Below are 24,280 nucleotides of genomic sequence, written 5' to 3'. Positions count from 1 at the left end.
CCACACAACCGGCGAGCAAGATCGACCCATGATCCGACGCAGAACCGCTGTCGCCGTCCTCGCCTCCCCGCTGCTGCTCACCGGCTGCGGCGGCGGAGCCGAGGCGACCGAGCGCCGGGCGCCGTCCCGCCGTCCGGCGCCGGCGCCCGCCCACCCGACGTCCACGCGTCCGGCCCCGAAGGGCATACCGGGGCTCGGTCCCGCACGCTCGGCGCAGATACCGGCGCGCTGCGCGCAGGCCGTCGTCGTCACCGGGCGCGGCAAGGACTCCCCGCACTGCACCGTCGTACTGCACCGGCGCACCCGGGACGGCTGGGAGGCGGGCCCCGCCTGGCCCGCCCACAACGCCCTGCACGGCTGGAGCGGCCACCACATCTCCGGTGACCTGCGCTCCCCGCTCGGTGTCTACACCCTCTCCGACGCGGGCGGCCTGCTCCCCGACCCCGGCAGCAGACTCCCGTACCACCACTCCGACGGCTTCCGCTCGCCCGGCACCGGCTTCAAGGGCGAACCGCTGGAGGGCTCCTTCGACTACGTCGTCGCCATCGACTACAACCGCCGGCCCGGCACCTCCCCGCTGGACTGGACGCGGCCCCTCGGCCCGGAACGCGGCGGCGGGGTCTGGCTGCACGTCGACCACGGCGGCCCCACCCACGGCTGCGTCAGCATCGCCAAGGCCCACCTGAAGACCCTGCTGCGCACCCTCGACCCGCACCGGCACCCGGTCGTCGCGATGGGGTACGCCGACTGGCTCGCCCGCTGAACGGCCTAGGATCCGAACTCGTGTGCGCACATGTGCTGGTCGCCGAGGACGACGAGAAACAGGCCGAACTCATCCGCCGCTCCCTGCTGGCCGAGGGGCACACCGCCACGGTGGTGCACGACGGCGCGACGGCGCTCGACGCGGCCCGCCGGCTGCGGCCCGACCTCCTCGTCCTCGACCTGATGCTGCCGGTCGTCGACGGCTTCGGCGTCTGCCGGGCGCTGCGCGGCGGCGCCGGCCCGGACATCCCCGTGGTGATGCTGACCGCCCGCTCCGCCGAGGACGACGTCCTGCTCGGCCTCGACCTCGGCGCGGACGACTACATGACCAAGCCGTACAGTCCGCGCGAGCTGATGGCCCGTATCCGCACCGTCCTGCGCCGCGGCGGACGCGGCGTCGGCGCCGGGCGCGAGGACCCCGTGGTGGGTGCCGCCGGGATCAGCGTCGACCCGGTGCGGCACGAGGTGCGGCGCGACGGCACGCCGGTGGAGTGCACGCCGGCCGAGTTCCAGATCCTGCTGGCCATGGCCGGTGAGCCGGAGCGGGTGTTCACCCGGCGTCAACTGCTGCACTGCACCCGCGGTTTCGACCGAGCGTCCACCGAACGGGCCGTCGACGTGCACATCATGAACCTGCGCCGCAAGATCGAGGCGGATCCGCGCCGTCCGACCCGCCTGGTGACCGTGTTCGGCGTCGGCTACAAGCTGACCGGCGCCCGCACGTGAGGCCGCCGGGCCGTACCGCTGAGGTGCGGGCGCTTCCGGTGCGGCGCCGGATCCCGCTGCGCAAGCGGCTGCTGGTGCGGCTGCTGTTCGGCTCCGCCCTGATCGCCGTCTGCTCGGTGGCCGCCACCGCCTGGCTCGCCGTGACCACCACCACGAGCGCGCTGAAGGAGGAGCAGGGCCAGGACCTGGCCGCCGACAACCGCATCCTCGCCCGGCTCAGCGGCTACGCCGCCACCCACCCGGACTGGGCCGGCGTGCGGCGCACCGTCCACGACCTGGCCGACCGGACCGGCCGCCGGATCGCGCTGACCACCGCCGACCGCACCCTCGTCGCGGACTCCGCGCCCCGCGGCACCCCGCTGCCGCCCCGGCCCGCCGCCACCGTCGACCCGCTGCGCACCGACACATACACCGAGACCGGCGCTCAGCTCAGCGGCATCGACCCGCGCGTCGTCGGCCCGTACCGGCTCCCGCCCGCCGAACGGCGCAAGCTGGACGCGCTGGCGGCCGTCCGCACCCGCTGCTACGCGCGGTACGGCCTCCGGGCCACCGTCGTCCGCACGGCGAGCGGGCGGCCGGTGGTCACCGCCGGGGACGGCACCGACCCCGCCGGATACGGGGCGACGGGCTGCGAGGACGGCCGGCTCAACACGCCCACCCCCACGGAGGAGCGGGCCCTGGACGGACTGGCGGAGCTCGCCCGCCCCTGTCTGCGCAAGGCCGGCGTGGAAACGGGCGGCCGGCCCTTCCCCACCTTCGACCCCGGCGGCAAGGACCCCCTCGGCGACCGCTACCTCCTCGCCAAGTACACAGCGGCGGGCAAGGGCGCCGACGCGCGGGCGGCGCAGAGCTGCGTCCGGACCGCCCGCCGCACCCAGCTGGAGCCCTACGCCGCCCCGCCGGCCGAGCTGTTCCTCGGCATCGGGGACCAGAACCCGGCCCGCTTCGACATGTCACCGGCCAACAAGGCCAAGGTGGTGGGCGTGGCCGGGCTGGTCCTCGCCGTCACCGTCGCCGTGACGGCCGTGGTCGCCGTCCGCCTGGTACGGCCCCTGCGCGCGCTGACCGCCGCCGCGCAGCAGCCGCCCGAGCTGCACGTGCGGGTGCCGGTGACCACCCGGGACGAGACCGGCATCCTCGCCGAGGCGTTCAACGGCCTCACGGAGCGCCGCGAGCGGCTGGAGGCCCAGCGCAGGGCCATGGTCAGCGACATCGCCCACGAGCTGCGCAGCCCGCTCACCAACATCCGCGGCTGGCTGGAGGTGGTGCGCGACGGGGTCGTGGACCCCGACCCGCCACTGCTGGACTCCCTGCACGAGGAAGCGCTCGTCCTCCAGCGGATCATCGACGACCTCCAGGACCTCGCCGCGGCGGACGCCGGCACCCTGCGCCTGCACCGGGAGCCGCTGCGCCCCGGTGACCTGCTCGACCAGGTCGCCGCCGCGCACCGGGTCGCCGCCGGCGCCGCCGGGGTCGCGCTGCGCACCGACGCCGGCACCGACGCCACCGCCTGGCTGGACGCCGACCCGGTACGGATGCGGCAGGCGCTCGGGAACCTGGTCTCCAACGCGCTGCGGCACACCCCCGCCGGCGGCGCCGTCACGCTCGCCGCCCGCCGGGACGGCGACGACGTCGTCCTCACCGTCACCGACACCGGCCACGGCATCCCGCCGGAGGACCTGCCACGCGTTTTCGACCGGTTCTGGCGCGCCGAGAAGTCCCGCAGCCGCCGCACCGGCGGCAGCGGCCTGGGCCTCGCCATCGTCCGTGACCTGGCCGCCGCGCACGGCGGCACCGCCGGGGCCGAGAGCGGGCCCGGCGCGGGATCGGTGTTCACCCTGCGGCTGCCGGGCGCGCCGCCACCGGGCGACACGGCCTGACGGGCGGACGCCCCCGGTCCGATTCCCGGCGTGCGCCAGGGGTACTCCGGTCGCGGCGCCGCGCAGCCGAGGGAGGTCATGCCATGAGCACAGCGGACGACCTGCCGGTCGTGTCCACGCTCACCGAGGTGGCCCGCCTGGTGGAACGGCACCGGGACCTGTACGTGCGCTGGTCCCGGGGACCCGCCACCGACCTCGACCGCGTCTCCAGCACCGACGAGCTGACCGGCGTGCCCATGCCCGGGCTGTCCGCCAACCCGCTCGACGTCGAGGCCTGGTGGGAGGACCGGTCCCGGGAGCTGTGGGTGGCGCGCCGCCTGTACGACTACGCGCACCTGCCGCACGAGAAGGGCCCCGGCGTCCGTCCCTGGGTCCTCAAGGGCCGGGAGACTGGCCGGGGCCCTGACAACGAACCGCTCGTGGCCGATGTCGAGCCGCTGTGCTGGATCGCGGGCGAGGTGATCGACGAGGCGAAGGCCGAGGTGGCCCGGCAGGAGCGGGCGTGGGGCACGCTGCGCCGCGGGAGCCGTTGACCCGGCCGCGGGGGCCCGCCAGGCCCCCGCTGTCGTCGCCGGTCACCCCGAGCGGGGCCGGGAGCGGGCGCGGCGCCGCAGCGCCCGGCGCTCCAGCTCCGTCGTACCACCCCAGACGCCGATGGTCTGGTCCGTCTCCAGCGCCCACCCGAGGCACTGCTCCCGGACCGGGCACTGCCCGCACACGGCCTTCGCCTGCTGGGTCTGGACCTGTGCCGGACCGGTCGTGCCGATCGGGAAGAACAGGTCGGGGTCCTCTTGACGGCACGCGGCATGGTCGCGCCAGTTGTCCATCACAATCTCCTGGAGGAAGTCGAAGTCGTCCGTGCCTGTCGAAAGTGTGCTGGGGTGCGGGTGACCGGTCGCGACGGCGTGAAACGGCACAACTGGAGGAGATCGGGCGGTGGGTGCGATCCGGGCGCCCGGTGCGCGGTGCGCGGTCGGCATTCCCGTCGTCCGATGCGGCGGCGGGGCAGGGGAGTTGACGGCGTCGGTGCCGGCGGGGTGAACCCCGGGTCGCGCGCGCGTAGTTCGGGATCGGGCACGGCCCGCTGCCGCGCCCGGGTCGGCCGCGGCGGCGCCGGCCGGGTGCCGCGCCGCACCCGCGGCACCGTGTCCCGCACTCGCCCGAGGGCGCCGGTGACCGGTGAACCGGAGGCGGTACCGCGGGTGTCAGCGGCGGCGCAGCGCCCCGGCCGCGGCGGCCGTCACCGCGTCGGCGAGGGCGGCCAGGGCCGGCGAGTCGAGCTTCCACTGCTGCCAGTACAGGGACAGGTCCATCCACTCGCCGGGGGCGAGCACGACCAGCCGGCCCTCCTGAAGCAGCGGGCCGGCCTGAGCCTCGGGGACCATGCCCCAGCCGAGTCCCGCGGCGACCGCGTCGAGGAACCCCTCCGAGGTCGGCACGAGGTGCCGGTGGGGACCGGCCGACGTCCGGCCCAGCCGGCGGAGGAAACCGTCCTGGAAGTCGTCCTTGCGGTCGAACACCACGACGGGCGCCCGGGGCAGCGCCTCGGCCAGGGGCGGCCCGTCCAGGTGGGCGGCGGCGAAGCCGGGGGCGGCCACGGGCAGGTAGCGCATCCGCCCCAGCGGGCGGACCGTGCAGCCGGGCACCGGGTCGGGGGAGGAGGTCACCGCCGCCATCACCAGCCCCTCGCGCAGCAGGGCCGCCGTGTGGTCCTCGTCCTCCCGGTGCAGTTCGTAGCACAGGCCCGCGACCCGGGACAGCGCCGGCAGGAACCAGGTCGCCAGCGAGTCGGCGTTCACCGCGACCGACACCCGCGTCGGCTCCCCGGTGCCGTCCAGCCCCAGTTCGCCCCACGCGTCCCGCTCCAGCCGGGCGAGCTGCCGGGCGAACCGCACCAGCACCGCGCCGGACTCCGTGGGCCGTACCGGCTTGGTGCGCTGGAGCAGGACCCGGCCGGTGCGCTGCTCCAGCGCCTTGACCCGCTGGCTGACCGCCGACGGTGTCACGCGCAGGGCGGCCGCGGCCGCGTCGAAGGTGCCCTCGTCGACCACGGCCAGCAGGGTGCGCACCTGGTCCAGGGGCAGCTCGTTCATCACGACAGCTAAGGGTACGTAAGAATCTTTAGCTGTACTTGCCGCCGGGCCGTGCCTAGCGTCGAGGGCATGAACCACGCCCTGACCGCCGCGGCCGCCGGATTCGGCACCGGCCTCTCCCTGATCGTCGCCATCGGCGCCCAGAACGCCTTCGTCCTCCGGCAGGGGGTGCGCCGCGACGCCGTTCTCACCGTGGTCGGCATCTGCGCCCTGTCGGACGCGGTGCTGATCGCCCTCGGGGTCGGCGGGGTGGGCGCGGTCGTGGTGGCCTGGTCGGGCGCCCTGCGCGCGGTGGGGATCGTGGGCGGGGCCTTCCTGCTCTGCTACGGCGCCCTGGCGGCCCGCCGGGTGCTCAGGGCGGGGGCCGGGCTGCGGGTGGCGGGCGAGGCGGTGGGCTCGCGGCGCCGGGCGGTGCTCACCTGCCTGGCCATGACCTGGCTCAACCCGCACGTCTACCTGGACACGGTCTTCCTGCTCGGCTCGCTGGCCGCCGACCGCGGCCCGCTGCGCTGGACGTTCGGGCTCGGCGCGGCCCTCGCCAGCGTGGTCTGGTTCGCCGCGCTCGGTTTCGGGGCGCGGCTGCTCGGGCGGGTGCTGGCCCGGCCGGGCGCCTGGCGGGTACTCGACGGCCTGGTCGCCGCCACCATGCTGATCCTGGGCGCCTCCCTGGTCCTGGGCTCCTGAGTCATATCCGGTCGTGGTGCACGGCTCTCCCTGGAATAGTCAGGCTCTCGAAGCAAGAAGATGTAGCGAGCAACCAGGACAGCCGTGGACACGAGTGAGAGCAGTACCGCAACCGACGCCGGGGCGCCGGCGGAGCAGGAGCCGTCCCGGGGCGGCTGGCGCCGCTGGGCGATGGACACCCGCCCGCTGCGGATCCCCGCCTACCGGCGCCTGTGGTCGTCGACCATCGTCACCGCCGTCGGCAGCCAGCTCACCGCCGTCGCCGTGCCCAAGCAGATCTACGACATCACCCACTCCTCGGCCTGGGTCGGCTACGCGAGCCTCGCGGGACTCGTGCCCATGGTGGCGTTCGCGCTGTGGGGCGGGGCGGTCGCCGACACGGTGGACCGCCGCAAGCTGCTGCTCGTCACCAACACCGGCATCGCCGTCACGTCGCTGCTGTTCTGGGCGCAGGCCGCCACGGGCCTCGGCTCCGTCGTGGTCCTGATGGTGCTGCTCGCCCTCCAGCAGGCGTTCTTCGGCCTGAACTCCCCGGCCCGCAGCGCCTCCATAGCCCGGCTGGTCCCCGCCGAGCAGCTGCCCGCCGCCAACGCCCTCGGCTCCACGGTGATGCAGACGGGGCTGGTCGCGGGCCCCCTGCTCGCCGGCGCGCTGATCCCGGTCGTCGGACTGCCCGTGCTCTACCTCGTCGACGCGCTCGCCCTGTGCGTGACCGTCTGGGCCGTCTTCCGGCTGCCCGCGCTGCCGCCGCTGGGCGGGCCCGCCGCCCGCCGGGCCGGGGTGCGCGAGATAGCGGCCGGGTTCCGGTACATCGCCCTGCACAAGGTGCTGCTGCTGTCCTTCCTCGCCGACATCGTCGCGATGGTCCTCGGCATGCCCCGCGCCCTCTTCCCCCAGCTGGCCGCGCAGACGTACGGCTCGTACGGCGAGGGCCTCGCGCTCGGTGTGCTGTTCGCGGGCATCCCGGTCGGCGCGGTGCTCGGCGGCCTCTTCTCCGGCGTCTTCTCGCGGGCCCGCCGGCACGGCTGGATGGTCATCGGCGCGGTCGTCGGCTGGGGCGTGGCCATCGCCGGGTTCGGGCTGAGCGGCAACCTCTGGGTCGCCATGGCCTTCCTCGCCGTGGCCGGGGTCGCCGACATGGTCTCCATGGTGTTCCGCGGCGCCATCCTGCTGTCCGCCGCGACCGACGAGATGCGCGGACGGATGCAGGGGGTCTTCACGGTGGTCGTGGCGGGCGGCCCGCGCCTGGCCGACGTGCTGCACGGCACGGCCGGCTCGGCGTTCGGCCCGCGCGCCGCGGTCGCGGGCGGCGGCGTGCTGGTCGTCGTCGTGATGCTGGCGCTCGCGGCCGCCGTCCCGGCGCTGCGCCGCTACCGCGTCTGACGGGCCCGCCCGCGATCCGGCGGACCGGCCCCGGGAAGCGACCGGCGCACCGCCGCGGCCGGTCCGCCGGTCGCTTCCCGGGGTCGGCTACAGCGGGCCCCGCCGGCGGGTCGTGTACTGGTCCATCAGCTTCCCGCGGGTCGTCTCCAGCCGGTGGGCGAGGATCTCGGCCACCGTCCGCACCAGCGAGAGCCCGAGCAGCGGATCCTCCACGCACAGCGCGAGCACCGAGGGGCCGTCGAACTCGTAGGCGCGCACGTTGCTGAACGCCACCGCGCCGAAGTCCCACTGGTACGGCGGGAACAGCCAGGACCAGCCGAGCATGTCGCCGGCGCCGAGCGTGGCCACGGTCACCCGCTGCCGGGTGGTCACCTGCTGGTCGAGGTGGACCGCGCCCGAGCGCACCACCCAGAACCGGTCGGCGGTGCCGCCCGCCTCGAAGATGCGGCTGTCCTCCGGGAAGGACACCTCCTTGGCCAGCTCCATCAGTCGCTCGCGCTGGGCCTGGGGGAGGGCGGTCAGCAGTTTGATCGCTTTGGTCATGCGCGGGGCTCCTCGCCGGCGGCGGTGGCGGTTCGGGTGATGTCGCCAAGCCCATTTCAGCCGCTGCCACAGCGCCGGGCACCTCGAAGCGGGGCGTGTCGGCGTTTTCCGGCGCCCGTCCGGGCAGCAAGAAGCCCTGGCTGGACGGGGGAGACCAGCCAGGGCCGTATGCGGTGACACGGGAAGGGCGGAAGGACGGTTCCGCGCCACTCCGGCATCACGTATGTATGAATAATAAACCATCTCGGGTGCCTGTGTCGCACCCCATCCGGGTCAGGTGACCCGCTTCACTCCGTCGTCCCCGACGCGGCCGCGCCCGGGTTCACGATCTCGTCCAGCACCCGCAGCACCGCCGCGTACGTCTCCGCCCGGACCGCCGCCTCCCGCGCGCCCTCCGGGTCGGTGGCCGTCAGCCCCTGGGCCCGCTCCCGCCAGGCCCGCTCCTCCTCGCCCGCACAGTCCCGGCCCCGCCGGATCCGCCGCAACAACTCGTCCGCGTCCACCACATCCGTCATGCCGACCGGATACCCGCGCCGCGCGGGGTGATGACAGGACGGTGACGGGTGTTTGACGACGCCCGGAAGGGTCAGCCGAAAAGGGAACGACAGCTGTGGAACGGGTACGAACCTGGAGGAAAAGGATGCTCGACCAGCACCGCACCGCCGCCTCCGTCGCCCTGGCGGAACCGCCCCCACGACTGCCCTGCCGCGCGGCCGACGCCCGCCGGGCCGTGGAGCGCGCGGTGACCGAACGCTGCCGTGCCCGCTCCCTGCACTGCCCGCCGCGCGCGCTGGCGGACGCCGTCCTGGTCACCTCGGAGCTCGCCACCAACGCCCTGGTGCACGGCGGCGGCATCACCGGCTTCGACGTCGACGTGGACCCCGCAGGGGTCCGGGTCTCGGTCAGCGACCGCAGCGACGCCTTCCCCATGACCCGCCCGGCCGCCGACCGGCGGGAGGGCGCCCGGCCCGGCGGCCACGGCTGGCCCCTGGTCCGCCGGCTGGCCCGGGACGTCCGGGTGGCGGAGCTGCCCCGCGGCGGCAAGCGCATCACGGCCGTCGTGCCGCTCCATTGAAGTGGTTTGCGAAGTTCCGCTCAGCGGCGTTTGCCCGTGAGGGCGGGGGGCAGACGGAATCTCGTGCTTCGGACTGGAGGCGCGCGCCCGGCGGGTAGCACGACCGCCCCGGGCCCGCTTCCGGCGGGCCGGCGGCTCACCCGTGGGGACCCCTGACACCACCGTTCGGGCCAGGACCCGGAACCAGGTTCCGGCGCAGAGCCCTGAAACCCCGTTCAGGAGCGATTCCGCATGCTGACCGACATGTCGACAAGCCGTCCCGGTACGACGGCCACCACCAACGCCCCCGCGACGTCCGGCCGGCGCAGCCATGACGACGCCCCCGAGACCGCGGACCTCTTCACCCGGCTGGCGGAACTGGACGACGGCCCCGAGCGCGACGCCGTACGGGACGAACTCGTCACCGCGTGGCTGCCCATGGCCCACCGCATCGCCGGCCGGTTCCGCGACCGCGGGGAGTCCGTCGAGGACCTGCGCCAGGTGGCCGCGCTCGGCCTGGTCAAGGCGATCGACCGGTTCGACCCCTCCCGCGGAGCCTTCGAGAGCTACGCGGTGCCGACCATCACCGGCGAGGTGAAGCGGCACTTCCGCGACCGGATGTGGGCCCTGAGGGTGCCGCGCCGGGTGCAGGAGCTGCGCAACCGGGTGCGGGTGGCCCGCCGCGAACTCACCCAGCATCCCGGCAGCCCCGAGCCCACCGTCGCAGCCATCGCCGCCCACACCGGGCTCACCGAGGACGAGGTGACCGCGGGCATGGAGGCGCTGGAGAGCTTCTCCACCCTTTCGCTGGACGCCGAGCTGTCCGCCGCCGAGGACGGCTACAGCCTCGCCGACACGCTCGGTGCGACCGAGACCTCCTACGACGTCGTCGTCGACCGGGAGGCCGCCAAGGAGGGGCTGCGCCGACTGCCCGAACGCGAGCGGGCCATCCTCTACATGCGATTCTTCGAGGACATGACGCAGAGCCGCATCGCCGACCAGCTCGGCATCTCGCAGATGCACGTCTCCCGGCTGATCAGCCGCAGCTGCGCCCGCGTCCGCGACGAGGTGCTCGGCAACCGTCGCCCCGGCGGCGAGCCGCGGTGAGGGGTCACCGGCCCGGCGCCGCCGGACCGCCGGTGACCCCCAGCGGCCGCGCCAGGCCGGAGACCGCCTCGTCCAGGCGCTGGAGGTGGCGCAGCACCCGGTCGGTCACCCGGCCGTAGCGCGGGGTGCGCAGGGTTCCCGGCTCCAGCATCGACGCGATGCTGGAGCCGGTCCGCATCTCCGCCGTGGACCTGGGGTCCCTCCCGTGTGCGGCGAGGGCCCCGATGTTGTGCACGATCCGCCCGCACGCCCCGCGCAGCCGCGGGTCCGCCGCGATCGACGGATGCGTCGGCAGCAGCTCCGCCGTGGCCGCCAGCGAACGCGCGTGGTACGCGCAGGTCTCCAGCAGTGCGACGACGTACCGGGCGGTGTCCCGCCGGGAGCGCAGCGGGGTGATCGGGTGGGTCAGCGGCTGGATGGCCGCGCGCAGGTCGGCCAGTGCCTGGTCCAGCTCGCGCGCCCGCTCCACCAGATCGCCGCCGGTCCCGCCGCTGAGCTGGTCGACGGCGGCCTGCGTGACGTCGGCCAGCCGGTCCAGGACGGCGACCAGCAGCTCGTTGGTCCGGCGGTCGGTGTGCACGGGCAGCACCAGCGCCGCCGCGATCACCCCGCAGGCCGCGCCGAGCGCCGTCTCCTCCACCCGCAGCACCAGCACCGCCGTGCTGTAGGTGTTCAGCAGCGTGTACAGCAGGCCCAGCATGGCCGTCACGAAGAACGACATCAGCGTGTACGACAGGGGCGCCGAGTAGAACATCGCGAAGATGAACAGCAGCACCAGCGCGAACGCCGTCCACGTGTGGTGCCCGACCAGGGCGGCGAGTCCGATGCCGGCCACGACGCCGAGCACCGTGCCCAGCAGCCGCCGGTAGCCCTTCACCAGGATCTCCCCGGTGGAGGCGGTGTTCAGGAACACGATCCAACAGGTCAGCACCGCCCAGTACCAGCGCTGGCTGGACAGCAGCTCGCCGCCGGTGATGGCCAGCGCCGAACCGACGGCGACCTGGACCGCGGCCCGGGTGGTGGGCCGCCTCAGGCCGGTCGGCCCGGCCTCCTCCCGCTCGGCCTCCTCGCTCACCTCGATGGCGGCGTCCTCCGCGTCCAGCTCCTCGCGGGAGCGGATGGTCGCCGGGCTGTCGTCGGCGTCGTCCTGCGGGCCGTCCAGGGCGAGCCGCAGGCCCAGCGCGGCGCGGGCGGCCTCCCCGAGCCCGCGGAAGGCGTCCTGCACGGCCGGTGACGCCACCGGCAGGTTCTCCTCGTCGCGGTAGCCGAGCAGCCGGTTGCGCACGTGGGCGAGCGCGGTTCCCGCGGCCTCCCCGGCGGGCCGCAGCATCAGCAGCCGCAGCGCGCCCAGGTCCCGGCGCAGCGCGGCCGTCGCCTCGTCCCGTACCGGCAGCGTGCCCGCGGAGGGCACGGGCGCGCCGGGCAGGTGCAGGGTGAGCGTGTCGGTGCGTTCGGCGCTGCGCGCGGTGAGCAGCAGCAGCCCGAGCCGCTCGGCCGCGATCTCGGCGTCGGCGATCCGGCGCTGGAGCAGCCGGGCCACCGCCGCGTCGGAGGTGCCGTCCTCCAGCCGGCCCTGGATCAGCAGTGCCGTCTCGTGCAGCCGCGCGGTGCCGGTGCGCAGGTCGTCCAGGACCTTCTCCACCGCGTCGGGTCCGGCGTCCAGCAGCTCGGTCTGGGTGGCGACGAGCTGGGCCAGGCGGGCCCGGAAGGCCCGCCGCAGCCGGTCCAGGGTGCCCGCCGGGGTCTGCGGCAGCAGCACGAACCGGGCGGTCGCGCTGCACGCGAAGGCCACGCAGAGGACGCCGGACAGCTGGGGCAGCGTGGCGACGGTGGCGTGTACGAACAGGGAGAGGAAGTAGATCTGGAAGCCGATCAGCCCCAGGGCGGTGCCGCGGTCGCCGAACCGGCGGCCGTAGACGGCGCTGAAGATGAGGGCGACGAAGAACAGATCACCGGCGAGGACCCGCTGGTCGAGCAGTGCGCCCAGCGCCACCGAGGCCAGGGCGACCGGCAGGCCGAGCGCCAGGGTGACGGCCTGCGGGCCGCGCTGCTTCTCCCGGATGGCGAAGGTGGCGACCATCGACGCCATCGCGCCGGCCACCAGCTGCGGCACCGGCACCCGCAGCGCGGCGAGCACCGCGAGGGTGAGCGCGATGGCGGCGACCGTGCGCAGCCCGGCGGTCAGCCGCAGCAGCCCGGGATCCGACGCCGCGAGCCGGTCCCACACGCGTACCCGTCCCGACCGTCCCGCTGCCCTCACGCCGCCGCGCTCTCTCCCTGCCAGAAAATGATCTCCGACCCAGCATCGCACGTGGCGCCGGGCTACTCGCCCCCGGCCAGGGTCGCGGCCACCAGGGCGTTGGCGTGTCCGTGCCCCATGCCGTGCTCGGCCTTGAGCCAGGCCACCAGCTCCATGTGCCGGGTGAGCGGCGAGCAACGGATGAGTGCCTGCCACTCGCCGACCGGCCGGCCGTACTTCTCCTCGATCGAGGGGAAGTAGCTCGCGGGGCCCTTCACGGTCTTCTCGGTCATGCCGGGACGCTCCGTCCGTGTGCTGCGTTCTGCGGTCACCGGGGAGGACCGCCGGTACGGCCGGAACCGATCGGCGATCCCCCGGTGATCCACGTCACATCACGGCTGGGCGAGGGCCCCGCCCTCCACCCGGGCCCGGACCTGCTCCGGCGTCAGGTAGGCGTCGGTGAACTCGAAGTCCTTCAGCCGGGCGGGCTTGCGGGCCTGGAAACCGGTGCGCACGAAGTCGTCGCCGGCGACCGCGTTCAGCAGCCAGTTGGTCATCACCCGGGTCTTGGCGACGTTGGTGCGCAGCGCCGACCAGTGGTAGCCGCGGGCCACCGCCTGCGCGGGCACCCCGCGCAGCTCGATGCCCAGCGGCTTGGACACCGCGTCCTTGCCGCCGAGGTCGACGACCAGGCCCAGGTCCTTGTGCTCGTACGGCTGGAGGGGGCGGCCCTGGAGCGCCGCGATGACGTTGTCGGCGACCTTCCGGCCCTGCCGCATGGCGTGCTGCGCGGTCGGCGGGCAGACCGAGCCCTCCTGGCCCTTCGCCAGATCCGGGACGGCGGCGGAGTCGCCGAGCGCGAACACGCCGTCGTGGCCCGGCAGGCACATCTCCGCGGTGACCGCCAGCCGGCCGCGGACCGTCTCCGCGCCCAGCGTGGACATCAGCGGACTGGCCACCACGCCCGCCGTCCAGATCAGGGTGTGCGTCGGCACGACCCGGCCGTCGGTGAAGGTGACCTCCTCCGGGCCGGCCTTGGCGATCGACACTCCGAGCGAGACCTCGATGCCGCGCCGCTTGAGGATCTCCTGCGCGCTGCGGCCGAGCTTGTCGCCCAGCTCCGGCATGAGCTTGGGCGCGATGTCGATCAGGTGCCACTTGATCAGGCCCGGGTCCAGGCGCGGATAGCGCTGTACGGCGGCGTGCGTGAGCCGCTGGAGGCAGGCCGCGGTCTCGGTGCCGGCGTACCCGCCGCCGACGACCACGAACTGGAGCCGCGCGGCCCGTTCGGCCGGGTCGTCGCTGGCGTCGGCGAGGTCGAGCTGCGTGATGACGTGGTCGCGGATGTAGGCGGCCTCGGCGAGCGTCTTCATGCCGAAGGCGTGGTCGGTCAGGCCCGGGATGTCGAAGGTGCGGGTCACGCTGCCCGGCGCCAGCACGATGTAGTCGTAGGGCTCGTTGACGATCTTGTCGGTGATGGTGCGGACGACGCACACCTTGGCCTGCGGGTCCACCCCGATCGCACCGCCCGGGATGATCCGCGTGCGGTACTTGCTGCTGCGCCGCAGCGACAGGGCGATCGACTGCGGCGTGAGCACGCCGGAGGCGACCTGGGGCAGCAGCGGCAGGTAGAGCTGGTAGGCGAACGGCGTCACCAGGGTGACGTCGGCCTCGCCGGGGGTGAGTTTCCGCTCCAGGCGGCGGACGCACTCCACTCCGGCGAAGCCTGCTCCCACCACCAGGATCCTGGGTCGTGTCACGGTGTTCATCCCTTTCTGCGGCTCCGGGCGGTCCGACTCGACGCCGTTCGCCCGCCCCGGATCGCTGTGCACCGACTCCGATCCCACCGTGCCTCCAGCCGTTCCGCCAGCTGGGTACGGCAGGCAGACGAACGCGTGGGGATCAACGTGCCCCCGCACGGGACGGAGTAACCGGATGGCGTACACCTACACGTCGCACACCCGCTCACCAGGGCAGGAAGACGTGGATGTCCTTGCCGCCCTCGTGCACGACGACGCTCACCTGCGTGCACAGGGTGTGCACCAGGTGCCAGCCGATGCCCCCGCCGCCCGTCCGCGGGTGGAAGGGCCTCGGCTCCGGCTTGGTGGTGTTCGTGTCGCGCATCGTCACGTGCACCCCGTCGAAGGTGCGGCGCATCCGCAGGTCGAACGGGCCGGGCGCGTACTGGATCACGTTCGCGGCCAGCTCCGTCACGACCAGCAGGATGTCGTCCCAGTACTCGGGCGCGCCCGGTGGCACGCCCGCGGCGAGCGCACCGAGGTACGTCTCCGCCGCCACCCGGGCCTCCGTGACGTTGCGCAGCTCACCCGGGAAGGAGAACGTACGCTCGTACGTCTCCTCCGAGGGCGGTGTGTCGTCCCAACGCGGCTCCGTCGCCATCTCGCATTCCCCGGTCCGGGTGTAAGGGGCCGACCCGGCCTCTTCCGACCAGGACGGTCGTCGTTGCTGATCTCTGCCTGCGCTGCGGGTTCCCCGAGCCGCGCCGGCTATCCGTCCCCCCTCGGCACAGCCGTCCCCACGGTGCGCCCGCTCAGCGGAAGACGTCGTCCGACTCGTCCCAGTCCGCGGTCTCCAGCGGGCTCCGCCGCCCCCGGGCGCGCGCCTGGTACATCGCCTCGATCTCGGCGGCGTAGTGCCGCACGACGGCGGCCCGGCGCAGCTTCAGGGACGGGGTGAGCAGCCCGTTGCCCGGCCCGAACGGTTCCTGGAGGACCCGGTGGACCCGGATCGACTCGGCCCGGGACACCGCGCTGTTGGCGGAGGCGACGGCCCGCGTGATCTCCTCGCGCAGCGCGTTCTCCTCCCGCGCCTCCCGGCCCGCGACGTCCCCCTGGATCCGCAGGGCGGCCCGCCAGTGCGCGAGGAACTCCGGGTCGAGGGTGATGAGGGCGCCGACGCAGGGCCGGTCGTCACCGATCACCACCGCCTGGTGCACCAGCGGGTGCCGGCGCAGCCGCTGCTCCAGCAGGGCGGGGGCCACGCTCTTGCCGCCGCTGGTGACGATGATGTCCTTCTTGCGTCCGGTGATCGTCAGATAGCCCTCGGGGTCCAGCCGTCCCAGGTCGCCGGTGGCCAGCCAGCCACCGCGCAGCACGGCACGGGTCGCCGCCTCGTCGCCGATGTAGCCCTGGAACACCGACGGCCCGCGCACCAGGATCTCCCCGTCGTCCGCGACCCGGACCTCGGTCCCCGGCAGGGGCCGGCCCACCGTCCCGGACCGCTCACGGCCCAGCGGCTGCATGGTGATCCCGCCGCAGGACTCGGTGAGGCCGTACCCGTCGTGGACGTACACGCCGATGCCCTCGTAGAACAGGGACAGCCCCCGGTCGAGCGAGGAGCCCCCGGAGGTGCCGCGCACCACCCGGCCGCCGAGCGCCGCGCGCAGCCGCCGGTAGACCGTCCGCTCGTACACGGCGTGCTGGAGCCGCAGCTCCAGCGCGGGGCCCGGCCCGGTGCCCAGCCGCCGGCGCTCCTCGGCCGCGGCGAAGTCCCGCGCGGTCCGCGCGGCCCGCTCGAACAGGGCGCGCCGGCCCTCCCGTTCCGCGGCCCGCAGGAAGTTCTTGTACACCTTCTCGAACAGCGACGGCACGCCGTAGAGGTACGTCGGCCGGAACGTGGCCAGCGCCGACGCCAGCGCCGGCTCGGTCAGCTCCGGCTCGTGCCCCAGCAGGATCCCGCCGCGCACGCACGTCAGCATGATCATGATCCCGTAGACGTGGGAGAACGGCAGGAAGGCCAGGACGGCCCCCTGTTCGCCCGGGGCGGCGGCGGTGTGTCCCCAGCCGGCCAGCAGGGTGTCGCACGGGTAGGCGAGGCCGCGGTGGCTCAGCGCGCAGCCCATCGGACGGCCCGAGGTGCCGGAGGTGTAGACGACGGCCGCCGTGGCGTCGGGGAGCACGATCCGGCGCAGCGACGCCACGGTCGTGTACGGCACCGTCGCGCCGCGCTCGGCCAGCGCGGGCAGCGCACCCGCGTCCAGCTGCCAGACGTGCCGAAGCAGCGGCAGCCGGGCGCACACCGTGCCTACGGTCATGACGCCCTGCTCGTCCTCCACGACCACGGCCACGCAGCCGGCGTCCCGCAGGATCCACTCGACCTGGTCGCGCGAGGCGGCCGGATGGATCGGCACGATCTCGGCGGCCACCGCCCACAACGCGTGGGCGAACACCGTCCACTCGTACCGGGTGCGGGCCATCAGGGCCACCCGGTGGCCCGGGGCGACGCCCGCGGCGATCAGGCCCTTGGCCACGTCGACCACCTGGTCGCGGACCTCGGCCGCCGTCAGCGACTCCCATCCGGCGGCGGGATCCGCGCGGTGCGCGAGCATCGGCAGCCGGGGATTGCGCTCCGCCGTCTCGAAGACGCTGTCGACGAGACCGCCGGTGAACGGCGGGGTGACGGTTGGAGCGAGGGCGACGTTCCGCATGCGCTGCTCCTGGGATACGCGGGGCCACTCCGCCGACCGGCTCGGTGTCGGCGGTGCTCGAATGTAGCCCAGGCGAGCGCGTCCGGTGACGGGAACGGTCAACTCGTGATCGGCTGATGATCCGGTCGTGTTCTGGGCACCGTGTTCTGGGGACTCGTACGGCATGAGCCATGTGAACCCCGATCCGGAACCCGAGCGCACGACCGGACTGGAACCGGGCGGAGGGGTCCCGCCCGGTGAGACTCCGCCCGCCGAGAGCAGCATGCCGGAGGCCGGGCCGCGCGAGCCGCACGTCCAGCGCAGAGGCTGGGCCAAGGCCCCGTTGACCCTGATCCTCGTGCTGGTCGTGCTGGTCGCGGCCTTCTTCCTGGTCTACGCCCTGGTGCTGATCCTCTGACCGGCGCCCTCAGCCCTGGGTGCGGCGCACGCACTCGGTGACGACGTCCCGCAGGCTACCGGTGCGCTCCAGCAGCCGCCGCTGCTCGCGGGCGCCGTTGCCGTGCCGCAGCAGACCGGCGACGGCCTCCTCGGCGCGGGCCGCGTCCCCGCTGCCGGCGAGCGCGTCGCCGGTGTGCTCCAGCAGCGAGCGCAGCACCTCGGCGGCGGGCCGCGGCCGGAGCGTCACCGGGTCGAGCAGTTCGTGGTCCAGGCCGAAGCGGGCGGCCTGCCAGTCGGCGAGCCGCAGCAGGCTCACACTGTGGTCGAGCGGCGGCCGGCCGGCCCGCCAGTCCCGCGCGGCGGTCTCCACCAGGCCCCGGGTCAGCGTGGCGATCAGCACGGTCGTCTCCGCGTTCAGGCAGACGTCCGACACGCGGATCTCCACCGTCGGGTAGGCCGCGGACAGCCGCGCGCTGAAGTACACCATCCCCTCGTCGAGCAGCGCACCGGTCGCCACCATGTCCGCCACCCGCCGGTGGTACCGCTCGGGCGTGTCGAACAGCTCGGTCGGCCCGGCCGACGGCCAGCGCTCCCACACCCGGCTGCGGTAGCTGTGGTACTCGGTGTCCCGGCCCTGCCAGAAGGGCGAATTGGCGCTGATCGCGCGGAAGACCGGCAGCCACGGCCGGATCCGGTCGAGCACCGCCACGCCCTCCTCGTCGGACTCCACCGACACATGGACGTGACAGCCGCACACCAGCTGCTCCCGGGTCGGCACCCCGTACCGTTCGGCCAGCCACCGGTAGCGCTCGTTCATGCTGAGGGACGGGCTCACCGGCAGGGGGGAGCTGGCCAGCGCCGCGACCCCGCAGCCGATCTGTCCCGCGTGCCCGGCCGCCTCCTTGCGGCAGCGCACGATCTCGTCGCCGAGAGCCGCCATGTCCGACTGCGGATGCGTGGCGAACTCCAGCATCTGCCCGAACAGTTCCTTCTCGAAGACGTCCTGGTCCGGATCGTCCTGGGCGGCGCGGGCGAGCACGGGCGCCGCGAGCGCCTTGGGGTCGCCGCTGTCCGGGTCGACCAGGAGGAGCTCCTCCTCCACTCCGACGGTGCGCACGAGGTGCCGCCCTTCTCTTGGTGCCGCAAGGGGCAGTCATGGGTCCGTACGAACCCCGACTGCCCCCACGGACGGCCGCGACACCTGCGGCGCGCTCAGCCCGCCGGGACCAGCCAGACGGTGGCGAGCGGTGGCAGCGTCAGCTCCAGGAACCCGTCCCCGGGCTTGACCGGGTCATCGGTGCCGACCCCGCCGCCGCCGTAACCGGTGGCGTCGGTGTTCAGCACCTGCCGCCAGGCGGGGACCTCGTCGGGCACCCACAGGCGGTAGCCGTGCCGGACGACGGGGGAGAAGTTCGACACGCTCAGCAGGGGGGCACCGTCCCCGGCGAACCGTAGGAACGCCAGGACGTTGTCGTCCGCCGCGTCGCACAGCACCCACCGGAAGCCGCCCGGGTCGGTGTCCCGCTGCCACAGCGCCGGGGTCCGCCGGTACACCGTGTTCAGGTCCCGCACCAGGTCGCGCACACCGCGGTGGTCGCCGGCGGAGTGGTAGTCGTCGGCGAGCAGCCACCACTCGGGGCCGTGCGCCTCGGACCACTCGGCGCCCTGCGCGAACTCCTGCCCCATGAACAGCAGTTGCTTGCCCGGGTGGGCCCACATGAAGCCGAGGTAGGCGCGGTGGTTGGCGCGCCGCTGCCACCAGTCGCCCGGCATCTTCGACACCAGCGCCTGCTTGCCGTGGACGACCTCGTCGTGGGAGATGGGCAGGACGTAGTTCTCGCTGTAGGCGTACACCATCGAGAAGGTCATCTCGTTGTGGTGGTACCTGCGGTGCACCGGCTCCTTCTGAATGTACTCCAGCGAGTCGTGCATCCAGCCCATGTTCCACTTCAGCCCGAAGCCGAGGCCGCCGCTGTCGGTGGGCCGGGTCACCCCCTCCCAGGCGGTCGATTCCTCGGCGATGGTCACCACGCCCGGGCAGCGCCGGTACACGGTGGCGTTCATCTCCTGGAGGAAGGCGACCGCGTCCAGGTCCTCCCGCCCGCCGAAGACGTTCGGCTCCCACTGGCCGGAATCACGCGAGTAGTCGAGGTAGAGCATCGAGGCCACGGCGTCCACGCGCAGCCCGTCGATGTGGAACTCCTCGCACCAGTAGACCGCGTTGGCGACGAGGAAGTTGCGCACCTCGGTCCGCCCGAAGTCGAACTCGTACGTGCCCCAGTCCGGGTGCTCGGCCCGCCGGGAGTCCCCGGGTTCGTACAGCGGCTCCCCGTCGAACCGGGCCAGCGCCCAGTCGTCCTTGGGGAAGTGCGCCGGCACCCAGTCCATGATCACACCGAGGCCGGCCCGGTGACAGGCGTCCACGAAGTACCGGAAGTCGTCCGGTGGACCCAGCCGGGGCGTCGGGGCGTAGTACGAGGTGACCTGGTAGCCCCAGGAGCCGCTGAAGGGGTATCCGGCCACCGGCATCAGCTCGACGTGCGTGAAGCCCATGTCCCGCGCGTAGGCGGGGAGTTCCTCCGCCAACTGCCGGTAGGTCAGCCCGGGCCGCCAGGACGGCAGGTGCACCTCGTACACCGAGAACGGGGCCTGGTGCACGGGCACGTCACCGCGGTGCGCCATCCACTCGGCGTCGCCCCACTCGTACCGCGAGGACGTCACCACCGACGCGGTGTCCGGCGGCACCTCCGTGAGGCGCGCCATCGGGTCCGCCTTCAGGAACCGGTGACCGTACCGGGAGGTGATCTCGAACTTGTACCGGGTGCCCTCGCCGATGCCGGGCAGGAACAGCTCCCACACCCCGGACGCGCCGAGCGACCGCATCGGGTACTGCGTGCCGTCCCAGTACGTGAAGTCACCGGCCACCCGCACCCCCTGGGCGTTCGGCGCCCACACGGTGAAGCGGGTGCCGGCCACGCCCTGGTGGACCATCGGCTCGGCCCCGAGCGCCCGCCACAGCTCTTCGTGCCGGCCCTCCCGGAGCAGGTGCAGGTCCAGTTCGCCGAGCGCGGGCAGGAAGCGGTACGGGTCGTGCACCTCCCGCTCGCCGTCGTCGTACTCCACCAGCAGCGTGTACGACGGGACGGCCGAGCCGGGGAGGACGGCCGCGAAGAGGCCGTCGCCCTCGGACACCAGCGCGGTGCGCACGCCGTCCACCAGCACGCCCACCGCCCGGGCGTTCGGGCGCAGCGCCCGGACGAGGACGCCGCCCGGCACCGGGTGGGCGCCCAGCAGGGCGTGCGGATCGTGGTGCGCCCCGGCCAGCAGCCGGCCCCGGTCGGTCGGGTCCAGCGCGTGGGGAAGCGTCTCGTCCCGGACGGTGTCCGGGACGGCAGCGGGCGGCGGCGGGCCCGCGGCCTCGGGAGGTGTCGTGTCACGCAGTGCCATGGGTCAGCCTCCCCACACGGCGAGCCGCTTGATCGCCGCCATCGGTACCGGCAGCCAGTCCGGTCGGTGTCTTGCCTCGTACAGCACCTCGTACACCGCCCTGTCCGTCTCGTGCGCGCGCAGCAGCGCGTGCTTCTTGCGTGGATCCCAGCCCGCGCGGGCCGCGTAGCCCGCGCAGAACGCCTCCCGGCAGCGGCGCGCCCACTCGGGTCGCCAGGGGCGGCGCTGCCGGGCCGCGTAGTCGAAGGAGCGCAGCATCCCGGCGACGTCGCGCACCGGGGACTGCGGGGCCCGCCGCTCGGTGAGCGGGCGGGAGGGTTCTCCCTCGAAGTCGATGACGAACCAGTCGCGGCCGGCCCGCAGCACCTGTCCGAGGTGCAGGTCGCCGTGGATGCGCTGAGCGGGCGGCCCGGTGTCGCACGTGGCGAGCGCCCCGAACGCGGCCCGCAGCCCGGGGACGAAGGGCGCCAGCGCGGGCACGGCGTGCGCGGCGGCGTCCAGCCGCGCGCACATCGCCTCGGCCGTACGGCCGTTCTCGGCCGGCCCGGGCGACGGGAACGCCCCGGCGAGCGCCAGGTGCACCTCGGCCATGGCCCGGCCGAGCGCGCGGGCCTCGGCGGTGAAGTCGTCGCCGGCGGCGAGCGCGCGCAGCGCCAGCGTCCAGCCGTCCGTCGCGTCCGGCAGGAACGGCTGGAGCACCCCGAGGGTGGCCGGGCGTGGGGCGGTCGTGGTGAACCAGGCCACCGGCGGGGGCACCCGCGTGCAGCCCTGCCCGGCCAGCGCGGCCGACACCTCCAGGTCCGGGTTGACGCCCGGCTGGATCCGGCGGAACACCTTCAGGATGTAGGCGTCGCCGTAGACGATCGAGGAGTTGGACTGCTCGGCGTCCAGCAGCCGTGGCGGCAATCCGCCGGGCAGGTGCGCGGCCGGGTCGGACTCGAACCGCAGCGGGCCCGCCGTACCCGGCTGCCGCAGCCGCTCCAGCAGCAGGTGGGCGGCGCGCGGGTCGTGCAGCGCGTCGTAGACGGCGAGTCCGGCCAGCGGGCCCTCCACCGCCCGTCCGATGAACGCCCGCTCGAGGCGGGGGGCGAGGTGCGGGCGCAGGCCCAGCAGGAGCTGGTAGCAGTCACCGGGCGGGGGGGTGCCGCCGGGGGCCGGCACCGGCGCGTGCGAGGCGTGCACCAGCAGGTGCAGACACCCCGGGAACAGCTCCGTCACGGACAGCACCGACAGGTCGGTGACGGGCCGGTCCTTGCCCGCGAACCAGCGTTGCCTCGGCAACCACTCGCGCAGCAGCGCGCCCAGCGAGACCAGGGGGCCGTCGACGCCGACGGCGGTCCTCGGTCGGGGAGTGATGGTCTTCGGCATGGTGACGCGTCCTTTCCTCGGCGCCGGATCAGCGGCGGCGGCCGATGCGGGATGCGACTCGGGTGAGCCGGAACCAGTAGAAGCCGTGGCCCTGGAGGGTGAGCAGGTACGGCAGTTCACCGATGGCGGGGAAACGCACCCCGCCGATCAGCTCGACCGGGTGCCGGCCGTCGTAGGCCCGCAGGTCGAGTTCGGTGGGCTGGGCGAAGCGGGAGAAGTTGTTCACACACAGCACCAGGTCGTCGCCGTACTCCCGCAGGAACGCCAACACCGCCGGGTTGGACGAGGGCAGTTCGGTGTAGGAGCCGAGTCCGAAGGCGGGGTTCTGCTTGCGGATCTCGATCATGCGGCGGGTCCAGTGCAGCAGGCTGGACGGCGACGACATGGAGGCCTCGACGTTGGTGACCTGGTAGCCGTGGACCGGGTCCATGATCGTGGGGAGGTAGAGGCGGCCGGGATCGCAGGAGGAGAAGCCGGCGTTGCGGTCGGGGGTCCACTGCATGGGGGTGCGGACGGCGTCGCGGTCGCCGAGCCAGATGTTGTCGCCCATGCCGATCTCGTCGCCGTAGTAGAGGATCGGCGAGCCGGGCAGGGACAGCAGTAGGGCGGTGAACAGCTCGATCTGGTTGCGGTCGTTGTCGAGCAGGGGCGCGAGGCGCCGGCGGATGCCGATGTTGGCGCGCATCCGCGGGTCCTTGGCGTACTCGGCCCACATGTAGTCGCGTTCCTCGTCGGTGACCATCTCCAGGGTCAGCTCGTCGTGGTTGCGCAGGAAGATGCCCCACTGGCAGCCGGAGGGGATCGCGGGCGTCTTGGCGAGGATCTCGGAGACCGGGTAGCGCGACTCGCGGCGCACGGCCATGAAGATGCGCGGCATGACGGGGAAGTGGAACGCCATGTGGCACTCGTCGCCGCCGGCCGCGTAGTCACCGAAGTAGTCGACGACGTCCTCGGGCCACTGGTTCGCCTCCGCCAGCAGCACGGTGTCCGGGTACATCGCGTCGATCTCGCGGCGCACCCGACGCAGGAACGCGTGGGTGGCGGGCAGGTTCTCGCAGTTGGTGCCCTCCTCGGCGTAGAGGTAGGGCACCGCGTCCAGCCGGAACCCGTCGATGCCGAGGTCCAGCCAGAAGCGCAGGGCGGCCAGGACCTCCTCCTGCACGGCCGGGTTCTCGTAGTTGAGGTCCGGCTGGTGGGAGAAGAAGCGGTGGAAGTAGTACTGGCCGCGCACCGGGTCGAAGGTCCAGTTGGAGACCTCGGTGTCGACGAAGATGATGCGGGCGTCCTGGTACTGCTTGTCGTCGTCGGCCCACATGTAGTAGTCGCCGTAGGGGCCCTCGGGGTTCTTGCGGGACTCCTGGAACCACGGGTGCTCGTCGCTGGTGTGGTTCATGACGAAGTCGATGATCACGCGCATGCCGCGCTGGTGCGCGGCGTCCACGAACTCCACGAAGTCGGCGAGGTCACCGAACTCGGGCAGCACCGACGTGTAGTCCGACACGTCGTAACCGCCGTCCTTCAGCGGGGACTTGAAGAACGGCGGCAGCCACAGGCAGTCCACGCCGAGCCACTGGAGGTAGTCGAGCTTGGCGGTGAGTCCCTTCAGGTCGCCGACGCCGTCGCCGTTGCTGTCGTGGAAGGAGCGGACCAGCACCTCGTAGAAGACGGCGCGTTTGAACCACTCCGGATCCCGGTCCTTGGCGGGCGTGTCCTCGAAGGTGTCCGGTACGGGATCGTTGACGGTCATGACGCTGCGGGCCCTCCGATCTGGGGCGTCGATCGCCCGACGTGGAGCACGTGCGCCGGCGTCCGGCCGGGCGTGAGACGCACGTAGTTGGTCCTGCCCCAGCGGTACGTCTCGCCCGTCAGTTCGTCGTGCACGGACAGGGCGGCGTTCCGGTCCAGGCCGAGTTGCGGCATGTCCAACGAGACCGTGGCCTCCTGGGTGTGGTGCGGGTCGAGGTTGACGACCACGATGACCGTGTCCGCCCCCGTGCTCTTGCTGTAGGCGAGCACGGCGTCGTTGTCGGTCGGATGGAAGCGGAGATTGCGCAGTCGCCGCAGCGCGGGATGGCGGCGTCGTACGGCGTTGAGGCGGGTGATCAGGGGGGCGATGGTGCGGCCCTCGCGTGCGGCGGCCTCCCAGTCGCGGGGGCGCAGCTGGTACTT

At 73.6% G+C, this 24,280-nt stretch carries 23 protein-coding genes; 9 read left to right on the top strand and 14 right to left on the bottom strand.

Going from position 1 to position 24,280, the window contains the following annotated elements; all coding sequences use genetic code 11:
- Window positions 1-28: 28 nt before the first annotated feature.
- The 4 genes from ACIQVT_RS24555 to ACIQVT_RS24540 all read left to right on the top strand — a co-directional run bounded on the left by ACIQVT_RS24555 (window position 29) and on the right by ACIQVT_RS24540 (window position 3,901).
- Window positions 29-763, top strand: coding sequence for a L,D-transpeptidase family protein (locus tag ACIQVT_RS24555; RefSeq protein WP_403757845.1), 735 nt, complete (start codon window positions 29-31; stop codon window positions 761-763).
- Window positions 764-783: 20 nt separating this feature from the next.
- Window positions 784-1,488 carry a response regulator transcription factor gene (locus ACIQVT_RS24550; RefSeq protein ID WP_403757840.1) on the top strand — a complete coding sequence of 235 codons (705 nt, stop codon included), beginning with the start codon at window positions 784-786 and terminating at the stop codon, window positions 1,486-1,488.
- 38 nt (window positions 1,489-1,526) lie between these two features.
- Window positions 1,527-3,368 (top strand): sensor histidine kinase, encoded by a 1,842-nt coding sequence (locus ACIQVT_RS24545; RefSeq protein WP_403757837.1) that lies wholly within the window; start codon window positions 1,527-1,529, stop codon window positions 3,366-3,368.
- A gap of 83 nt (window positions 3,369-3,451) precedes the next feature.
- The gene (locus ACIQVT_RS24540) at window positions 3,452-3,901 is read left to right on the top strand and encodes a DUF6098 family protein (RefSeq protein ID WP_403757834.1); all 450 of its coding nucleotides are present in this window, start codon (window positions 3,452-3,454) and stop codon (window positions 3,899-3,901) included.
- A gap of 42 nt (window positions 3,902-3,943) precedes the next feature.
- On the opposite strand, the gene ACIQVT_RS24535 is transcribed toward ACIQVT_RS24540, so the two are convergent.
- Complete coding sequence (locus ACIQVT_RS24535) at window positions 3,944-4,195, bottom strand: WhiB family transcriptional regulator (protein WP_403757831.1); 252 nt, start codon at window positions 4,193-4,195, stop codon at window positions 3,944-3,946.
- A gap of 378 nt (window positions 4,196-4,573) precedes the next feature.
- On the bottom strand, window positions 4,574-5,464 hold the full coding sequence (locus ACIQVT_RS24530) for a LysR family transcriptional regulator ArgP (protein WP_403757828.1): 891 nt from the start codon (window positions 5,462-5,464) through the stop codon (window positions 4,574-4,576).
- Window positions 5,465-5,530: 66 nt separating this feature from the next.
- Here ACIQVT_RS24530 and ACIQVT_RS24525 point away from each other — a divergent pair, with 66 nt between their 5' ends.
- Window positions 5,531-6,145, top strand: coding sequence for a LysE/ArgO family amino acid transporter (locus tag ACIQVT_RS24525; protein WP_403757825.1), 615 nt, complete (start codon window positions 5,531-5,533; stop codon window positions 6,143-6,145).
- Between the two features lie 84 nt (window positions 6,146-6,229).
- A complete protein-coding gene (locus ACIQVT_RS24520; protein WP_403757822.1) occupies window positions 6,230-7,528 on the top strand; it encodes an MFS transporter in 1,299 nt (432 codons plus the stop codon).
- A gap of 87 nt (window positions 7,529-7,615) precedes the next feature.
- Here ACIQVT_RS24520 and ACIQVT_RS24515 read toward each other — a convergent pair whose 3' ends face one another.
- Together ACIQVT_RS24515 and ACIQVT_RS24510 are read right to left on the bottom strand one after the other, a co-directional pair.
- A complete protein-coding gene (locus ACIQVT_RS24515; RefSeq protein ID WP_403757819.1) occupies window positions 7,616-8,071 on the bottom strand; it encodes a cyclic nucleotide-binding domain-containing protein in 456 nt (151 codons plus the stop codon).
- A gap of 287 nt (window positions 8,072-8,358) precedes the next feature.
- Window positions 8,359-8,586, bottom strand: coding sequence for a hypothetical protein (locus tag ACIQVT_RS24510; protein ID WP_403757815.1), 228 nt, complete (start codon window positions 8,584-8,586; stop codon window positions 8,359-8,361).
- Window positions 8,587-8,711: 125 nt separating this feature from the next.
- Between ACIQVT_RS24510 and ACIQVT_RS24505 the strand changes: the two genes are divergently transcribed.
- Together ACIQVT_RS24505 and ACIQVT_RS24500 are read left to right on the top strand one after the other, a co-directional pair.
- Window positions 8,712-9,146, top strand: coding sequence for an ATP-binding protein (locus ACIQVT_RS24505; protein ID WP_403757811.1), 435 nt, complete (start codon window positions 8,712-8,714; stop codon window positions 9,144-9,146).
- 231 nt (window positions 9,147-9,377) lie between these two features.
- Window positions 9,378-10,232, top strand: a complete 855-nt coding sequence (locus ACIQVT_RS24500; RefSeq protein ID WP_403757808.1) for a SigB/SigF/SigG family RNA polymerase sigma factor — start codon at window positions 9,378-9,380, stop codon at window positions 10,230-10,232.
- Between the two features lie 4 nt (window positions 10,233-10,236).
- Here the strand turns inward: ACIQVT_RS24500 and ACIQVT_RS24495 are convergent, their stop codons facing one another.
- The 5 genes from ACIQVT_RS24495 to ACIQVT_RS24475 all read right to left on the bottom strand — a co-directional run bounded on the left by ACIQVT_RS24495 (window position 10,237) and on the right by ACIQVT_RS24475 (window position 16,918).
- Entirely contained in the window at window positions 10,237-12,492 is a 2,256-nt protein-coding gene (locus tag ACIQVT_RS24495; protein WP_403757805.1) for an FUSC family protein, read from the bottom strand.
- Between the two features lie 62 nt (window positions 12,493-12,554).
- Window positions 12,555-12,764, bottom strand: coding sequence for a DUF4287 domain-containing protein (locus ACIQVT_RS24490; protein ID WP_403757803.1), 210 nt, complete (start codon window positions 12,762-12,764; stop codon window positions 12,555-12,557).
- A gap of 99 nt (window positions 12,765-12,863) precedes the next feature.
- A complete protein-coding gene (locus ACIQVT_RS24485) occupies window positions 12,864-14,240 on the bottom strand; it encodes an NAD(P)/FAD-dependent oxidoreductase (RefSeq protein WP_403757800.1) in 1,377 nt (458 codons plus the stop codon).
- Between the two features lie 196 nt (window positions 14,241-14,436).
- Window positions 14,437-14,871 (bottom strand): ATP-binding protein, encoded by a 435-nt coding sequence (locus ACIQVT_RS24480; protein WP_403757797.1) that lies wholly within the window; start codon window positions 14,869-14,871, stop codon window positions 14,437-14,439.
- Between the two features lie 151 nt (window positions 14,872-15,022).
- Window positions 15,023-16,918: an AMP-dependent synthetase/ligase gene (locus ACIQVT_RS24475; RefSeq protein ID WP_403757794.1), complete on the bottom strand. Its 1,896-nt coding sequence runs from the start codon at window positions 16,916-16,918 to the stop codon at window positions 15,023-15,025.
- A 163-nt stretch (window positions 16,919-17,081) separates the two neighbouring features.
- Here ACIQVT_RS24475 and ACIQVT_RS24470 point away from each other — a divergent pair, with 163 nt between their 5' ends.
- The gene (locus ACIQVT_RS24470) at window positions 17,082-17,315 is read left to right on the top strand and encodes a DUF6480 family protein (protein ID WP_403757791.1); all 234 of its coding nucleotides are present in this window, start codon (window positions 17,082-17,084) and stop codon (window positions 17,313-17,315) included.
- A gap of 9 nt (window positions 17,316-17,324) precedes the next feature.
- Here ACIQVT_RS24470 and ACIQVT_RS24465 read toward each other — a convergent pair whose 3' ends face one another.
- From ACIQVT_RS24465 to ACIQVT_RS24445, 5 genes are all read right to left on the bottom strand, one after another.
- Window positions 17,325-18,413: a glutamate--cysteine ligase gene (locus tag ACIQVT_RS24465; protein ID WP_403757788.1), complete on the bottom strand. Its 1,089-nt coding sequence runs from the start codon at window positions 18,411-18,413 to the stop codon at window positions 17,325-17,327.
- Between the two features lie 95 nt (window positions 18,414-18,508).
- Window positions 18,509-20,743: a 1,4-alpha-glucan branching enzyme gene (glgB, locus tag ACIQVT_RS24460; RefSeq protein WP_403757785.1), complete on the bottom strand. Its 2,235-nt coding sequence runs from the start codon at window positions 20,741-20,743 to the stop codon at window positions 18,509-18,511.
- Between the two features lie 3 nt (window positions 20,744-20,746).
- Entirely contained in the window at window positions 20,747-22,111 is a 1,365-nt protein-coding gene (locus ACIQVT_RS24455; protein ID WP_403757780.1) for a maltokinase, read from the bottom strand.
- A gap of 28 nt (window positions 22,112-22,139) precedes the next feature.
- Window positions 22,140-23,858, bottom strand: a complete 1,719-nt coding sequence (gene treS / locus ACIQVT_RS24450) for a maltose alpha-D-glucosyltransferase (protein ID WP_403757777.1) — start codon at window positions 23,856-23,858, stop codon at window positions 22,140-22,142.
- The coding region (locus tag ACIQVT_RS24445; RefSeq protein WP_403757774.1) for an alpha-glucosidase C-terminal domain-containing protein at window positions 23,855-24,280 on the bottom strand (426 nt) is incomplete at its 5' end. The genes treS and ACIQVT_RS24445, both read right to left, overlap by 4 nt.

Origin of the sequence: Streptomyces sp. NPDC100445, from assembly GCF_044759735.1 — a bacterium.
Taxonomy (GTDB): Bacteria; Actinomycetota; Actinomycetes; order Streptomycetales; family Streptomycetaceae; genus Streptomyces.
The sequence above is the reverse complement of the archived record's forward strand: the minus strand, read 5'-3'. Positions and strand labels throughout refer to the sequence as shown.

Coding starts and splice junctions, on each gene's coding strand:
- ACIQVT_RS24555 (WP_403757845.1), top strand. CDS start 29: ATGATCCGACGCAGAACCGCTGTCGCCGTCCTCGCCTCCCCGCTGCTG.
- ACIQVT_RS24540 (WP_403757834.1), top strand. CDS start 3,452: ATGAGCACAGCGGACGACCTGCCGGTCGTGTCCACGCTCACCGAGGTG.
- ACIQVT_RS24535 (WP_403757831.1), bottom strand. CDS start 4,195: ATGGACAACTGGCGCGACCATGCCGCGTGCCGTCAAGAGGACCCCGAC.
- ACIQVT_RS24525 (WP_403757825.1), top strand. CDS start 5,531: ATGAACCACGCCCTGACCGCCGCGGCCGCCGGATTCGGCACCGGCCTC.
- ACIQVT_RS24515 (WP_403757819.1), bottom strand. CDS start 8,071: ATGACCAAAGCGATCAAACTGCTGACCGCCCTCCCCCAGGCCCAGCGC.
- ACIQVT_RS24510 (WP_403757815.1), bottom strand. CDS start 8,586: ATGACGGATGTGGTGGACGCGGACGAGTTGTTGCGGCGGATCCGGCGG.
- ACIQVT_RS24505 (WP_403757811.1), top strand. CDS start 8,712: ATGCTCGACCAGCACCGCACCGCCGCCTCCGTCGCCCTGGCGGAACCG.
- ACIQVT_RS24500 (WP_403757808.1), top strand. CDS start 9,378: ATGCTGACCGACATGTCGACAAGCCGTCCCGGTACGACGGCCACCACC.
- ACIQVT_RS24490 (WP_403757803.1), bottom strand. CDS start 12,764: ATGACCGAGAAGACCGTGAAGGGCCCCGCGAGCTACTTCCCCTCGATC.
- ACIQVT_RS24485 (WP_403757800.1), bottom strand. CDS start 14,240: ATGAACACCGTGACACGACCCAGGATCCTGGTGGTGGGAGCAGGCTTC.
- ACIQVT_RS24480 (WP_403757797.1), bottom strand. CDS start 14,871: ATGGCGACGGAGCCGCGTTGGGACGACACACCGCCCTCGGAGGAGACG.
- ACIQVT_RS24475 (WP_403757794.1), bottom strand. CDS start 16,918: ATGCGGAACGTCGCCCTCGCTCCAACCGTCACCCCGCCGTTCACCGGC.
- ACIQVT_RS24470 (WP_403757791.1), top strand. CDS start 17,082: ATGAGCCATGTGAACCCCGATCCGGAACCCGAGCGCACGACCGGACTG.
- glgB (WP_403757785.1), bottom strand. CDS start 20,743: ATGGCACTGCGTGACACGACACCTCCCGAGGCCGCGGGCCCGCCGCCG.
- ACIQVT_RS24455 (WP_403757780.1), bottom strand. CDS start 22,111: ATGCCGAAGACCATCACTCCCCGACCGAGGACCGCCGTCGGCGTCGAC.
- treS (WP_403757777.1), bottom strand. CDS start 23,858: ATGACCGTCAACGATCCCGTACCGGACACCTTCGAGGACACGCCCGCC.